This window comes from Sphingomonas sp. P3_C5, from assembly GCF_056402635.1.
In genome coordinates this window covers 465,594-479,294 of the sequence record NZ_JBFUHA010000002.1, presented here as the reverse complement: position 1 = coordinate 479,294, position 13,701 = coordinate 465,594, and the positions used below count along the sequence as shown (strand labels likewise).

The following is a 13,701-nucleotide window of genomic DNA, read 5'->3' as shown; positions in this document are numbered from 1 at the left end:
CTCAACGCCCCCTCCCAGATCTCGCCTGCGAAATCCGCCCGTATCGTTCGTCCTTAGCCTGCCCCTGCCCTTCAATACAGCGTGGTAAGAACTACTCCGATCATCACCGCGCCGCCCGCCACGATCTGGCGGAGGTGGAGGCGTTCGCTGAACAGGCGGCGGCCGGCCCAGGCGGCGATCGGCGCCTCGACCACGCCGAGGGCTCGCACCGGCGCCGCTGGCGACAGGGCCAGCGCGAAGAACCAGCCGGCCGAGGCCAGGGAGCCGCACAGGCCGGCCGCGAGCGATCCGCGCCAGCCGGCGATGATCGCGCGGAGCGCAGCGCGGTTGCGGATGGCGAGCGCGAGGGTCAGCGCGGCGGCCTGCATTGCCTGCACGATCGCGACGCTGGCGAGCGCCGAGAAGACCGGGTGTGCCGCATCCAGCGCGCGCGTCGCGTGGCGATAGGCGTTGAGCGAGAAGCCGAAGCACAGGCCGGACGCGAGCCCGAACATCGCGCCGGAGACGGGGCGCGGGCCGGTCGCCGCATTACCGGACGGCCAGGTGAGTGTCGCGAGGCCCGCGGTGGTGATCGCGACGCCGGCCCAGGCGATGCCGCTCATGCTGTCATGATAGACGATCAGCCCGAGCAGGGCCGCCAGCGGCAGCGAGCTTTGCTGGAGCGCTGTGCCGACCGCGAAGCCGGCGCGCTCCATCGCGATCAGCAGGCAGGCGGTCGCGGCGACCTGAGTGAAGGCGCCGCCCGCCGCCGCGCTCCAGAAGGCGCGGCTGAAGCTGGGCTCGAGATGCGGGGTCGCCCACCATGCGATGGCGGCGAACAGGATCGAGAAAGGCAGCCCGAACAGGAAGCGCACCAAGGTGGCGCCCCAGGGCCCGGCCGCGCCCATCATCCCGCGCTGCAGGGCATTGCGCGCGACCTGGAAGAAGGAGGCCGCGATTGTGGCCGGGATCCAGAGGAGGGAGAACATCGGGCACCTTGGTTAAACTGTGGCCCTCGCGGGAGATGGCGGGGCGTGTCAAGGCGGCGATGAGGACTTTAGGTGGTACGCGAATAGTTGGCCCAATTTTGCGAGTTTCGCGAAAAAAGGGCGGTTTTTGCGATAAAATACCCCGAAATTTCCGGCATTCTGGCATTTTAATTAGATATCTTAGGGCCTTAGTGTCTCGCATAATTCGTCGGCCAGATTTTTCGCCGAATTGTAGAATTCGATATGTATTCACTCTGAGGTGGCGGGTTTTTCGAGGCTAACAGGAGCGGCTCAGACCATCTCCCCCCAATACAGGGGTCGGCGAAAGCGGAATTTTGCGAGCCAGAAACCGGGTTTTTAAAATTCAATCACGCGCCTGGGCTGTTGGAAATCCGAGTATTGATGAAGCGAGCTCCAACTTATCTTCGAAACCTGATCGGCGAGCGGGCAGCGCCGGCTCCCTTCCATTCTTGTCGGCCAAGTATTCAATTTTGCGAGTCGATCGAATTAGGGCGAGTTTTACTTTGCCCTGCCGGAAAACGAGGCGCCCGCGGCGCGGACGCGCGCACCCGTTTTCCGCCGGCCGAGCGGCGGTTTCAAGCATATCGACGGTGAGAAAGAGCGCGACAGGCGCACAACCGCGCCATCGAGCGGGACAATAGCAGGGGCTGGAAAGGGTTGAATCATCTCCTCCCACAGCATCTCCTCTAATATTTGTGTCTCACCACAGGGGTGCACTCCAGTGCGGCCAGTGCTGGGAATTAAGTATAGTGTCCCCGAATCTAACGCGGCTGAGGACCGAAGCGGTTTTCGCCGGCGGTTCCAGGCCAGATGACCAGCGCCCAGAACGCGACGAGCAGCAGGCGCTCCGCGACGTTGAACGGGTAGCTGAAATCAGCGATCGGAAGTTGGCCGGCATCATGAAGGATTTGCGCATAGAGCCTCAGCGCGAGAAGCACCGGCAGGATCAGCGCCAACCATCCGGAGCGATTTTGGTCGTTCAGCCTCCTGGCGAATAGCGGAATTCCGAGCCCCCACAGGGCAAGCACCTGATATTGGTTGAGCGGAATCGAGAAGTCGCGGGCGACGACACGCGTGACGATCAACATCACGGTATTGATCACGATCACCGCGGTCACGAAGATCCCAAACTCGCTCMGGTCCGAACGTCCCTTGAAGTCCAAGACGCCGGTTACGATACGTCGCAAATCGGGGAGAATCTCCGCGGTCAGGTCATTGGCCATTTCGAACTCCGGCGGATTGGCGGCAGGGCCAGGGCGCTCAGGAAACGCCCTTGCGCCCGAACATGCGCAGGAAGCGGCTGCCGGCGGGCGGCGTGGGCGCGCCGCCGCCCGCGCCGCGTGCACGAACCTCGAAGCGGCCGCCGATCCCTTCCGCCAACGCCTGCTTCTCGCGCCATTCATTGACGAGTTCCTGCTTGCCCTCCTGGTCCTCCGGCATCAGGTCGGCCGGCGGGCAGCGTGTGTCGAAAGCGTGTGTCGACGGAACAAAGTCCTCCGTCTGGAAGCCGTATTCGCGGTAGAACAACGGCACCAGCTCGAGGAGTGGCACATCGCCCTCCTCTGCTTCGTGATGAATGACGCGGTAGGACAGACTGCCGTCCTCAGGCCCGAACGTGTCGCCATCCGGTATGATATAGCCGTTTTCGGCCGTCGCGATCCTGAGCAACGTCAGGATCGTTTCGTAATTGGCAGCCCAGGGCAGGACGTTCTCTTCGACAAGGATTTCGCGGCCGATGAAATGGCGGGCACCAAAGGTGCGCATACCGACAAGGGTTTTGCCCCCGCGCGCCGGGGGCGTGCCGAACAGCCAGGGGTGGATGTCCAGGGGGCCGGGCACGCCCTGGGCGGCGGCCACTTCAAAAAGCTCGCCGGGATAGAGCTGGTTGCTATGAGTCCAGTGGACGACCCGCGCGGGCGTGCACTCATTGGCGATGCGCGTGAGGATCGCCAGGATCTCCAGCCGCCGCTTGAACTCCGGCAGCGAATGGCCTTCCTGCATACCGATCGACGCCAGCATGGATGCGATTCCAGGCGTTTTGGAGAGGCTGCCCAGCGTGCCGTGGGAGACGTTGATGAGAATGTGCGAGCGGCTTGCGGCGAGGCGCTGACGGATGTCGGGACAAAGCCGACCGGTGATCGCCGAGCCCAGCGGTTGCTGGAAGACGGCCATGTCAGCCGGCTGATCCACATATTCCAGGGTGATCATCAGCTCGCCATGGAGGCGGTAAAAAACCCCCGGCGTCGCCGATGACACATGGAAATGCTTGCCGTTCTTTGCCTCCTCGTCCTTGCGGAAGGTGCTGACAATCTCATCGAGCGACGTCACACGACGGTCGAACAGCAATGCCGCCTGTACATCGTTAGGAAACTGCATTTCACCCTCCGCCGGCCGCCAGGCCTGGGGTCTTATCGGGGACGTCGTCTTTCAGGAGCGTAAATGCTGGCTGGGCCTGGCTGAGCGATTAGAGCCTTGCGCACCGGGAGCGCAACTCCACCCTTAGTGCACGCCGTTTCATGGTGGCAGCGCAGCCCGTTCCCGCCGACAACCCTGCAAGTCGCGGCGATTGAAGCAGCCCTCTCCTCTAAAGGCTGACAGGAAGCACACTGGATTTCCAGGCTCCGGACCATACTCCCCGCCAGAAGCCCACTTCCTTTAAAAGAGACTGAACATGCCGCTCGTCCGCATTGCCATCCGCTTGATCCGGTTGGCATTCATTGCTGTCTTTGGCGGCGTTATGCTTCTCGCCCTGCTCGTCCTGGGGACTTGCGGAACATTGGAATATCGAGCGAGATCCAGCATTCTCGCCGAAATCCCACAACAACTCGAGGCCGGTCATTTCCTCGCCTTCAAACAATGCGACTGGCTTATGGGCGGTGAATATTGGGTCGTGGAAATATCACCCGAGGCCGCACATCGCCTTCAAACCGAAGGCAGAAGCTTTTTGACGCCTTCAACTCAGGGCGAGCATTCCGCACAATCTGCCCCCGAATGGGAGCCATCGGAAACGACTGGCTGGGATTGGGACGGAGGCAGCCCAGGATTGTCTTGCATGGGAAGCCGCGGCGACTTCGATGTCCACGGCCAGGATCTACTCCAGCACCTCTACCGCAAGGGCGGATATTATCGCCGCGCAGGGCGGTCTGCTGTCTATATCGTCCCAAGCCTCAACGTGGTGGTCGGAGGCTCGGACCCGCGATAGCTTGTTGGGCCAGCGTCACCCCGGACCTGTTCCGGGGTCCAGGGTTCCGCATACATAACGCTTGCACAGTCTGCGGCGACATGGATGCCGGAACAAGTCCGGCATGACGGATTGGAAATCGGGTCGAGCGAACTTCCGGTTCGGGACACTAGCGCCTTTTGCCCAGGAGGAATGGCAGGAAAAAAGCTACCCCGCATGTGACGGGGAGGAAGACTCCAAGAAGGCCGCTTACAACGCCGCAGTTCAAAGGGGGCTTCCACCCCGCTCCCGGATCCGAGCGAAAGCAGCCCAGTCCCATCCATGCGTAGCGCGCCACCAGCACGTAGACGATGCAGGCAAGGATGACCCCGAGCAATGTCCTGGCGAAAAGGGCGAGCAACCACTCGAAGAAAATGAGCGCCAACTTCATTCATTCCTCCGGGGTTCGAGTTGGCGCAGACGGGTTCTGATTGAAAGATGGCGGTAAATGCTGAAGGTATCGTTGCCGAGGCGCAAACCGACCGCATCTCTCGCTTGAGTGCTCTGCCGCAGATCTGACCTGCATGGCCTACGCGGGGTATTAAGTATAGTGTCCCCGAAACTCAGACCATGTCCGCGGGCTCGGGACGTGCAACAGGCCCGCCCCCTCCCGCTCTACGAGTCCGCTGCGACGAGATTGCGACGAAGGGGACGGATGTGACGCTTTCATCCAATCGCCCTCGCGCCCCTTCTGGTCAAAGGGCTGTGCGACCCGAAGAGCTCTCAACAGGGGCTCTTTTACTTGGCCCGGACAGCTTGCTGGCCGGGCCATTTTTTCGCCACCCTCAAAAACGATGGCCTTGGATGGCGCTCCATGGCGGGCGGGCGCATGATCCGTTCGGGCGCCTGCTCAATATCCTGTCTCACGCGTGACAACAGGGCCGAGAAGCTCATCGCTTCGATGGGAAACCAACCTGAGCAGCGTGGTGACAAACCCGAACAACCCGCTGGATCAGGCGAAAATCTCGGCCAGGGCGTCGGCTGGCGCACCGTGCTTCCAGTTGCGCAGTTCGACATAGATAGACGTGTGGACAAGCCCCAACAGAGTCAGGACCGTCCCGCCGATGATCGCCTGCGCCACGAGGTAGACGACAGGAACGCCATGCCCCAGCAGTAGCTGCGCAAAGGCATCGGCACCGTAATAATCGATCAGCAATCTTCGTATCAGGAAATTGCCGCCCCCCAATACCAGCCCGAGTATCAACAACAGCCCGAAGATGCTCCACCGTGCATCCTTCGTCAGCGCCCGGCTGCGACCAAAGGCGGCCAGGATGCCGCACTGCTCTTCCACCAGCACAGACGGGACGACCAGCCACATCAGCGCGAGGATGACCCCCGGCACGAACAACGCGATATAGCCCAGCGTCGTTCCGGCCCCCAGCAGCAGGCCGGCCAGGACGAGTGCCGGGATGTTGCCCGGCCCCATCGCTGTGCCGACCCCAATAGGTTGGCCAGCCTCGGAGCTGACCGTGAGGCGCACCAGGACGCCTTGCTGGACAGCGTAGATGACAGAGCCCAGCAGGCCGAAAAACAGCAGAAGAAGAAAAAATTGCGACAGCGAAATGACGCCCGACGTCAGCGACTGGGCCAGGCGGGCGTTGGCATAGCTGAAGAGCGCGCCGGGAATTGCCGAGAACAGCAGGCCGATCACCAGAACCTGCGCCGGTTGCGCGCCGATCGTCGCGAAGCTGCGCTCCAATACGCGCCTGATCGAAAAGCCGGCGGCCGGTGCGGTCTCGATCTGATATGCCATGAATTCTTTCCCCCGATCCGCAGGTTAGAGGGTCACGCGGCCGGCGGCAACTTGCGTGTCAGTCGAGCTTCCACACGCCGTCTTCGCCGGTGAAATCACAGGCGCAGCCATCGGGGAGAATCCCGTCGCCGCCCCGCCAATCAGGCGAAAACCTCTGCCAGCGCATCGGCCGGCGCGCCGTCCTTCCAGTGACGCAGTTCGACATAGAGTGCTGCATACATCGCCGCCGCAAACACCGTGACCAGTGTATCGGCGACCGCTTTGACCAGCACATAAACCGCCGGAAAGCCGTGCTCGAACAGGTGCGTGAAAGCTGCCTCGCCGTAAAACCCGGCCGTCAGCTGGTCGGCGAGCGCGCCGGCCGCAAGCATTGCCCCGCCGACCACAAGCATGACCGCAAAAATCCCGCCGCGCGCGCCCAGGGTCAGTTCCCGGCTTCGGCGAAGCGCAGCCATGATGCCGCATTGCTCGGCGGCCAGCGCCGGCCCGGCGACTGACCATGTAAGCATCAGGATGATCCCGGGGATAATCAGGAAAAGAGTCGCGATCGTCGTGCCGATGCTCATCACCACGCCGAGCACGATCAGCGGCAGCAGCGCGCCGAACCCGGCGCGGGCAGCATCGGCAAACCCGACCGGCTCCTCAGCCTCCTGCGCGGTGACGAGCGGCACGAATGCGCCCTGGGCGACGACGTTCACAGCGGCGCTCAATACGGAGATGGCGAGGCTGATGAAGATCGCCAGCCAGAACCCCGGAGGAAGCCCGGCTTGCCCGGTCGTCATCGAGGTCGTGGCAAATCTGTGCTCGAGATAGTGACAGCCGATCAGCGGCAGGCCGCTAAACAGCAAGGCGGTGCCGAGCGCAGCACCCGGATTCGCGGTGATGGCAGCGAAAGCGCGGCCGAAGACCCGGCCGATCGAAAAGCTGTCGCCCGGTGCGGTCTGGATCTGATATGCCATGAATTCTTCCCCCGAAACCGCTGGTTAGAGGGTCTTGCGGTCGGCGGCAACTTGCGTGTCAGTCGAGCTTCCAAACCCCGTCTTCCTGGATGAAATCATAGGCGCCGCCATCGGGCGTCTTGATCGAGGCGGTGTCGCCGCGGACGACGACGCGGTCGAGCTTCGGTTTTGCCGCCAGCAGCGCCTTCATGTCGGGGCCGGCCTGGGCGGCGAGCTGGGTGCGTTGGGCGGCGGTGTAGCCGTCGATCTCGGCCTGTTTGCGGCGGCTGATGGTTGCCTTCACGGCATCGAGGTCACCGGCGATCCAGGCGCGGGCGTTCGCCATCAGCGCGGCGAGCTGCGGGCTTGCCTGTGCCGCCGCGCCGTGGAGATCGGCGGTGATCGGGTTTTCAGCGATTGGCAGGTCGAAGCTGAAATGGGTCTCGTCCGATACCAAAGTGCCGCTGATCCTGTGCGGGCCGACCACGAGCTTGTCCCAGAGCGCGGGGGACTTTGACAGGCTGAGCGTGCGGAAGGAGCCCGGTTCACCGTTCGCCAATACGCTGATCGACAGAGCATTATGGTCGCCGGGCTTGATGACGAACAACAGGCCCTGGAGCTTGCCCTGTTTCACCATGCCATAGACCGGCGGGAACAGGCCGCCTGCGAGCGCCGACGGGCCGGCCTCGGCGTTGCTCAGCAATATCCAGATGCCGGCCTCGTCGAACAGGATGCCCTCGCTGTCGTCCTTGCGCAGCGCGACGCCGTGGCTGAGCGGGATCGTCACGTCGCCCTCGGCATAGGTGCCGGTGGTGGTTTCCTGCGCCATCAGCGGCGTGGGGCTGAGCGCGAGGAGGCAGGCGAGGATCAGGGTGCGCATCGGCGGGACTCGTGCTGCGGGAAAGCGCGAGGATGGGCGTTTTGCGGGGCGGCCGATAGGATGGAAGCGCCGTTGCGCCCCCGCGCCTCGGCGCCTTGCCAAAGGCGCTCAGGTCGGAGGCGTCGAATAGTTAAGTATAGTGTCCCCGAAATATCGAGCGGCGTCTCCCACCGCATCGTGTCGTGCGGCGTGGCCAGTTCCCACCGTCCCGCGCCATAGCGCGAGCGGTCTGCGGCGCAGATGGCGTCCGCTTCGTTGAAGTGCAATAACCGCGGAATGAACCGGAGAGCCTGGCTTGTGAGAGTGCTGCGGGCGATCTTGATCGGCTCGTTCGGTGCACTCCTAATGTTTGTGATCATTGTGGTCGATAATGGTGCGTTCGAGACCGTCTCCGAGGTGCGCAACGGCCCGAGCGACCGAACCTGGCTCAATCCCGCCAGCTTCCTCGTCCACGCCCATCAGGAAGGTATGCGCAAAGGACTGCAGCGCAAATGCGGCGAGGAAGCCAAAGGCGTCGAACGGGCAATATATATCCCGTCGATCTGCACGACAGCACGGTCCCGCACCTGTGTGATGGGCCGCCCGCGCTGGACGGGGCGCGAAATTCGTGCGCCACTGGTGAGCGAGGATTTTTACGATCACCCAGGTCTCGGCGACCGGTTTTCAACCCTGGGCACGGCAATGTTGCGCTTCAAGCTGTCGGAAAGTGCGCATGTTCTCAACGAAGCCCTGAGCAAGGGCGCTGTCGACTTCGACCACCGAACCGTCGATTTTGAAAGCGAGGCACTCGCAAGGGATTATCTCGGCAAGATCCAGGGCGTATGCGGTGCGCTCTATCTCAAGGAGTCAGAGCCCATATTGACGAACGACGCGCGATAGCCGCCGCTCGCCCGACCTTCAGGGCAATGTCCCCGAATTAGGTTTCCATTCGTGACGCAGTAGGGCCAAGCCTTCCCCGAAGTGTGAGAGCTGCTGTCTAATGCTCGTCTTTTTTGGTCAGAAGATACAGCGGGAGGAGCAGTGCGGATCCCAGCGCAATCCAGTTGGCGGTTCTGAGAACGCCGCTCAAAAAACCACAGCCCCATGGGGGTTTCCACCCAGATTCGGGATCCCAGCGCCAGCAACTCGTCGCCATAAATAGGCGGCTTGATACCAGAAAGAAGACGCAAGCAAGCACCAGGCCGAGCAGCACCCTGCCGCAAAAGACCAGCCACTTCATTCAGGGCTCCAGCCGATAGGTGGCGACTTGATCTTCTGCATTGGGCCACTCTCAAGGGGCCGCGTTGCAATTTCGTGTCTATCCACCTCGCGCATTCGATATCCGACCCCACTCCAGTCCGAACCGGGTGAGGTACTTCCGCAGGCGGTCTGCGTCGTTCGATGACGCCCGCCGCGCCCGTGACGCGGCGAACAGGGTGCGGCCGGCTTCCGACAGCGAGCGGCTCTTGCGGCAGGTTTCCACCACCAGGGCGAGCTGCACCCGGTCGAATGGGTCGAGTTCGGCCAGGGTGGTGGCGTCGAGCACCGCGTCGAGGCCGTCATCCCCTTCCCCGCTTTCCGATGCCCAGAGCCGCGTGAGGCGGGCGATTTCGCTTTCCACGCAGTCGCGGTCGATGCGGCCCTTGGGGGAGAAGGTGGCCATGCGGGTGACGCTCGCGGCGAGGTCGCGGAAATTGCCGGCCCAGCGGGCGTCTGGGCTCATCGCGAAGGCGAGGTAGCGATCGCGCGCTTCCTTGTTGAAGGTGACGCGGGCGCCTTCGCGTTCGGCGAAGCGATCGAGCTCGTAATCAAGGTTCGGCTCGATATCCTCGCGGCGGTCGGCGAGGCCGGGGAGCGCGAAGGTCCAGAGGTTGAGGCGCGCGTAGAGATCGTCGCGGAAGCGGCCTTCGATCACCGCGCGGCCGAGATCGCGGTTGGTGCCGGCGATGAGCTGGAAGTCGGATGCCGCCTCCTTGTCGGCGCCGACCGGGAGGAAGCGTTTGTCCTCGATGGCGCGCAGGATCATCGCCTGCTCGTCGAGGCCGAGTTCGCCGATCTCGTCGAGGAACAGCATGCCGGTGTCGGCGGTGCGGAGCAGGCCGGGGCGATCGGCGGCGGCGCCGGTGAAGGCGCCGCGCTTGTGGCCGAACAGCGCCGACATCGCGCCGTCGCCTTTCAGGGTGGCGCAGTTCACTTCGACGAACGGGCCGGCGACCTGGTGCTTGAGGCGCTTCAGCTCGTAGATGCGCCGCGCGAGCTGGCTCTTGCCGGCGCCGGTTGGGCCGATCAGCAGCACCGGCGCGCGGCTGCGCACAGCGACCTGCTCGATTTCGTCTATGAGGTGATTGAAGGCCGGGTTCTTCGTGTCGATGCCGGATTTCAGGAATGACGTGCTCTCAGCGCTCGCCTCGGCGAAGCGGGTGGCGATGCTGTCGTAGCGCGAAAGATCGAGATCGATGATGTTCCAGGTGCCGGGCGCGCTGCCGTCGTCGGCGCGTTTCGCCGGCTGGGTCTGGAGCAGGCGGCCCGGGAGATAATGCGCCTCGGTGAGCAGGAAGAGGCAGATCTGGGCGACATGGGTGCCGGTGGTGATGTGGACGAGATAGTCCTCGGCATCGGGATCGAACGGATAGGCGCGCATGAAATCGAGCAGCTTGCCGTAGACTTCCTCGAAATCCCACGGATCGACGAGATCGAGCACGCGCTTGTCGACGGTGGTTTCGGGCGAGACGCTGGCGATGTCTTCAGTGACGTATTCGGCAAGGCGGGTGTGGGCGGTGCCGTGGAGCATCACGAAGCGATCGACGCGCAGATCCTCGTGCATCGTCAACGCGACCGATGGCCGCCACTTGTTCCAGCGCGACGGGCCGAACTTGCTGGCGTCGAGGGTTGAGCCGAGGAATCCGATGACGGTCAGGGGTTTCATGACAGGCCCTCTCGCTCGATCCGCGCGCGGAGCAGGGCCAGCGCGTGCAGCACCCGGGGGCGTGCAGTGGCGAGCTTCATCCAACGCGGCAAGCGCGAGGCCATCGAGTAGTGGTATGGGTTGTGCGCGCGTTCGCGAAGCGTAGCACCGAGATAGGCCTCGAGCAGATCGATGTGCTTCCGGTTCCACACCCACAGCAATTCCCGCCCGACCGGTTCGGCCAGGAACAGCGGCAGATCGAACCATGGATCGAAGCCGTCAGGTGCGCCGACAGGTGCCGGCCTCGCCGGGTGGGTCGTGACATGATTGCATCCGGCGCAGCGTGCCCGCACGCTGGCACCGCCGCCGTGCCCCCGCACCAATGGCCAGATTCGATGCGGTATCGGGCGCCCGCAATGGCCGCAGCGCCGGTTCCAGCCGTCTATCCAGCCGCGTCGCGCTCGCCCGGCGATGAAGGACGCCGCGTCCCGTTTGGACAAACCGCAATGGGTACAGACCAGGGTCGCGGGGTCTTGCCAGGGCCGCCAGAAATATCGTGGCGGCTTTATGGATGCCGGCCGGGCACAGCGTGGACAGCAGACCCAGACCGGCCCCTCAAGGGTGCCGAGCGTTTCCTTCGGCTCACGGGTTCGTTCGGAAATGCTGCCGTTCATTGTTATACGATAGGATAAAATAGGAGATATGTCGATAGGGTTTGCCGGATCAATAGATTGGAGCCTCCCCAGCAGACGGGTCGTCGGTACGTTTTATAGGCATCTATCTCAGTGTGTTATGCGATTTCCCTGCACTTTTGCCCAACTTGGCACGCGCTCTGCAATATCCCACATGTCCCGCCGGTTCGTCGAACATCCGGCAGGGCGGCGCGGTAGGGGCGGCTGGAATGGGCCAGCCGCCCCGGATCGCACACGAGATTGCATCAGGGCGTAGCTCAGTTGCGCAGAGTACCGGCCTTGGAAGCCGGGGGTCGTTGGTTCGAGTCCAGCCGCCCTGACCAGAAGGATTAGCAAGATGGCAAACAAGGGACTTTTCGCATCCGCGATCGCAAAGCTGCTTCCGGCCACGGATACCGTGAACCGCGAAGGCGCGCCTGCCTATGCCCTTGGGGCGGAGGCGAAGCTCGCCCAGCTTGCCGCGACCGGAACGCTTAACGACAGCTTCTATGCGAGTGCCGAGACGCATCTCGCCGAGGCGATCGCGGCGGCCAAGGCTGCGGATCCGATGTTCGTCGCCCGGTGCGCGGTCTATGCCCGCAAGGCCGGCGCGATGAAGGACATGCCTGCCCTGCTCGCCGCCTGGCTGACGGTGGCCGAGCCCGACCTTGCCGTACGTGTCTTCGGGCGCGTGATCGACAATGGCCGGATGCTCCGGACCTTCGTTCAGATCATGCGGTCGGGGCAGATCGGGCGGACTTCACTCGGGACGCGGCCGAAGCGGCTGGTGAAGCAGTGGCTGGAGCAGGCCTCGATGCGCGACCTGATGGCCGCGGCAACGGGTAATGATCCGTCGCTCGCCGATATCGTCCGGATGGTTCACCCGAACCCGAAGGATGAGACGCGGCGCGCCTTTTACGGGTGGCTGATCGGCAAGCCTTATGATGTCGCTGCGCTCCCCGTGGAGATCGCGGCGTTCGAGGCCTGGAAGCGGGATCCTTCGGGACCTTTGCCGCCGGTGCCGTTCCTGTGGCTGACTGCCCTGCCGTTGACGGCCGGGCAGTGGGGCGAGCTTGCCGGCACGATGGGCTGGCAGGCGCTGCGGATGAACCTCAACACGCTGGCGCGCAACGGCGCGTTCGCGGTGGCTGGGGTCACCGAGGCGGTTGCCGCGCGGCTTGCCGACAAGGATGCGATCTCGAAGGCGCGGGTCCTGCCCTATCAGTTGATGATGGCGCTGGGCGCGGCTGGAGAGGGCGTGCCGTTGAAGGTCCAGGCGGCGATCGAGGATGCGCTCGAGGCTTCGGTCTCGAACGTGCCGATCGTCGCCGGCCGGGTTGTCGTTTGCCCCGACGTGTCGGGGTCGATGGCCTCGCCGGCGACTGGGTACCGCAAGGGGGCCTCGTCGAAGGTGACGTGCAACGATGTCGCGGCTCTGGTCGCGGCGGCGGTGCTCCGGGCCAACCGCGAGGCGCGGGTGCTGCCGTTCGAGGTCAAGGTCGTGCCGATCAAGCTCGATCCGTTTGCCCGCCTTGCCGTGAATACGGCGAAGCTGGCGGCGATCGGCGGAGGCGGGACCGCGGTCTCGGCGCCGCTGGCGAAGCTCAATGCGGAGAAGGCGGCGGTGGATCTCGTCGTGATTGTTTCGGACAATGCCAGCTGGGTGGATGCCACTCGGCACGGCGCGACCGAGACGATGCGCGAATGGGACAAGCTGAAGGGCCGGAATCCGGCTGCGAAGCTCGTCTGCGTCGATATCCAGGCGCACGGGTCCACCCAGGCTGTTGGGCGGGCCGATATCCTGAACGTCGGGGGTTTCTCCGACGCGGTGTTCGACACGATCGCGCGGTTCGCCTCTGGCGAGGCGCGGGATTGGGTGAGCATCGTCAACCAAACGGAGGTGTAAGAACAGGTCGTGGCGAATGCTGGCGGGACTACATCCATTGCCAAGGTCCGACGAGTAAAGCGCCCTGAAGCCGGCAACGGCGGATGGGAGATGCGGGTTCGAACCCCGCCTTGGAGATGTAGCTTAAGGACCGCGTCTCGCCGATATCGTCGCCACGACCGCGACCTATCCACCGTCATGCCGGACTTGTTCCGGCATCTACCGGTCCGCATGAACCCCATTCGAGGCGAATGCGGCACGGTGGACCCCGGAACAAGTCCGGGGTGATGGAGTGGGTGGGAGAGCACCCGACAAGAACATCACGGCGAATGCCGATCGGACTACACGGCTTTTCACCGCCAGGTCGCGGGTTCGAGCCCCGCCGGGCCTGCCATGGGCCCGTAGCTCAGTTGGTAGAGCAGGTAATGTCTGATCAATTCTCGTCGCCGTGAACCATATTCAAAGCTGGCGAATGCCGGTG

The 13,701-nt window shown here is 63.6% G+C and carries 13 protein-coding genes and 1 tRNA gene; 4 read left to right on the top strand and 10 right to left on the bottom strand.

Translation table 11 applies throughout. From position 1 onward, the window contains the following. Positions 1 to 71: 71 nt before the first annotated feature. The 3 genes from AC1DVS_RS08525 to AC1DVS_RS08515 form a co-directional block, all read right to left on the bottom strand. Entirely contained in the window at positions 72 to 968 is an 897-nt protein-coding gene (locus tag AC1DVS_RS08525) for a DMT family transporter (protein WP_478022017.1), read from the bottom strand. A gap of 782 nt (positions 969 to 1,750) precedes the next feature. Continuing rightward, complete coding sequence (locus tag AC1DVS_RS08520; RefSeq protein WP_478022015.1) at positions 1,751 to 2,212, bottom strand: DUF805 domain-containing protein; 462 nt, start codon at positions 2,210 to 2,212, stop codon at positions 1,751 to 1,753. 37 nt (positions 2,213 to 2,249) lie between these two features. Then, positions 2,250 to 3,335: a hypothetical protein gene (locus AC1DVS_RS08515; protein ID WP_478022014.1), complete on the bottom strand. Its 1,086-nt coding sequence runs from the start codon at positions 3,333 to 3,335 to the stop codon at positions 2,250 to 2,252. Between the two features lie 325 nt (positions 3,336 to 3,660). On the opposite strand from AC1DVS_RS08515, the gene AC1DVS_RS08510 reads away from it, so the two are divergent. Further along, on the top strand, positions 3,661 to 4,191 hold the full coding sequence (locus AC1DVS_RS08510) for a hypothetical protein (RefSeq protein WP_478022013.1): 531 nt from the start codon (positions 3,661 to 3,663) through the stop codon (positions 4,189 to 4,191). Positions 4,192 to 4,339: 148 nt separating this feature from the next. On the opposite strand, the gene AC1DVS_RS08505 is transcribed toward AC1DVS_RS08510, so the two are convergent. From AC1DVS_RS08505 to AC1DVS_RS08490, 4 genes are all read right to left on the bottom strand, one after another. Continuing rightward, positions 4,340 to 4,600 carry a hypothetical protein gene (locus AC1DVS_RS08505; RefSeq protein ID WP_478022012.1) on the bottom strand — a complete coding sequence of 87 codons (261 nt, stop codon included), beginning with the start codon at positions 4,598 to 4,600 and terminating at the stop codon, positions 4,340 to 4,342. 561 nt (positions 4,601 to 5,161) lie between these two features. After that, complete coding sequence (locus AC1DVS_RS08500; RefSeq protein ID WP_478022011.1) at positions 5,162 to 5,962, bottom strand: hypothetical protein; 801 nt, start codon at positions 5,960 to 5,962, stop codon at positions 5,162 to 5,164. Positions 5,963 to 6,102: 140 nt separating this feature from the next. After that, entirely contained in the window at positions 6,103 to 6,921 is an 819-nt protein-coding gene (locus AC1DVS_RS08495; protein ID WP_478022009.1) for a hypothetical protein, read from the bottom strand. A 58-nt stretch (positions 6,922 to 6,979) separates the two neighbouring features. Next, the gene (locus AC1DVS_RS08490; protein ID WP_478022008.1) at positions 6,980 to 7,780 is read right to left on the bottom strand and encodes a hypothetical protein; all 801 of its coding nucleotides are present in this window, start codon (positions 7,778 to 7,780) and stop codon (positions 6,980 to 6,982) included. 303 nt (positions 7,781 to 8,083) lie between these two features. Between AC1DVS_RS08490 and AC1DVS_RS08485 the strand changes: the two genes are divergently transcribed. Then, a complete protein-coding gene (locus tag AC1DVS_RS08485) occupies positions 8,084 to 8,659 on the top strand; it encodes a hypothetical protein (protein ID WP_478022007.1) in 576 nt (191 codons plus the stop codon). Between the two features lie 97 nt (positions 8,660 to 8,756). Here AC1DVS_RS08485 and AC1DVS_RS08480 read toward each other — a convergent pair whose 3' ends face one another. From AC1DVS_RS08480 to AC1DVS_RS08470, 3 genes are all read right to left on the bottom strand, one after another. Continuing rightward, positions 8,757 to 8,999 carry a hypothetical protein gene (locus AC1DVS_RS08480; RefSeq protein ID WP_478022005.1) on the bottom strand — a complete coding sequence of 81 codons (243 nt, stop codon included), beginning with the start codon at positions 8,997 to 8,999 and terminating at the stop codon, positions 8,757 to 8,759. A 78-nt stretch (positions 9,000 to 9,077) separates the two neighbouring features. Beyond that, on the bottom strand, positions 9,078 to 10,685 hold the full coding sequence (gene rtcR, locus AC1DVS_RS08475) for an RNA repair transcriptional activator RtcR (RefSeq protein WP_478022003.1): 1,608 nt from the start codon (positions 10,683 to 10,685) through the stop codon (positions 9,078 to 9,080). Beyond that, positions 10,682 to 11,044, bottom strand: coding sequence for a hypothetical protein (locus tag AC1DVS_RS08470; RefSeq protein ID WP_478022002.1), 363 nt, complete (start codon positions 11,042 to 11,044; stop codon positions 10,682 to 10,684). Before AC1DVS_RS08470 ends, rtcR begins: the two co-directional genes overlap by 4 nt. Before the next feature lie 558 nt (positions 11,045 to 11,602). Between AC1DVS_RS08470 and AC1DVS_RS08465 the strand changes: the two genes are divergently transcribed. Both AC1DVS_RS08465 and AC1DVS_RS08460 read left to right on the top strand, forming a co-directional pair. Next, positions 11,603 to 11,679 (top strand) — tRNA-Pro (locus tag AC1DVS_RS08465). Between the two features lie 14 nt (positions 11,680 to 11,693). After that, positions 11,694 to 13,241: a vWA domain-containing protein gene (locus tag AC1DVS_RS08460; RefSeq protein WP_478022000.1), complete on the top strand. Its 1,548-nt coding sequence runs from the start codon at positions 11,694 to 11,696 to the stop codon at positions 13,239 to 13,241. Positions 13,242 to 13,701 lie beyond the last annotated feature (460 nt).

Bases quoted from the DNA above. Each gene is read 5' to 3' on its own strand.
- AC1DVS_RS08490 (WP_478022008.1), bottom strand. From the start codon at position 7,780: ATGCGCACCCTGATCCTCGCCTGCCTCCTCGCGCTCAGCCCCACGCCG.
- AC1DVS_RS08500 (WP_478022011.1), bottom strand. From the start codon at position 5,962: ATGGCATATCAGATCGAGACCGCACCGGCCGCCGGCTTTTCGATCAGG.
- AC1DVS_RS08505 (WP_478022012.1), bottom strand. From the start codon at position 4,600: ATGAAGTTGGCGCTCATTTTCTTCGAGTGGTTGCTCGCCCTTTTCGCC.
- AC1DVS_RS08495 (WP_478022009.1), bottom strand. From the start codon at position 6,921: ATGGCATATCAGATCCAGACCGCACCGGGCGACAGCTTTTCGATCGGC.
- AC1DVS_RS08460 (WP_478022000.1), top strand. From the start codon at position 11,694: ATGGCAAACAAGGGACTTTTCGCATCCGCGATCGCAAAGCTGCTTCCG.
- rtcR (WP_478022003.1), bottom strand. From the start codon at position 10,685: ATGAAACCCCTGACCGTCATCGGATTCCTCGGCTCAACCCTCGACGCC.
- AC1DVS_RS08480 (WP_478022005.1), bottom strand. From the start codon at position 8,999: ATGAAGTGGCTGGTCTTTTGCGGCAGGGTGCTGCTCGGCCTGGTGCTT.
- AC1DVS_RS08525 (WP_478022017.1), bottom strand. From the start codon at position 968: ATGTTCTCCCTCCTCTGGATCCCGGCCACAATCGCGGCCTCCTTCTTC.
- AC1DVS_RS08510 (WP_478022013.1), top strand. From the start codon at position 3,661: ATGCCGCTCGTCCGCATTGCCATCCGCTTGATCCGGTTGGCATTCATT.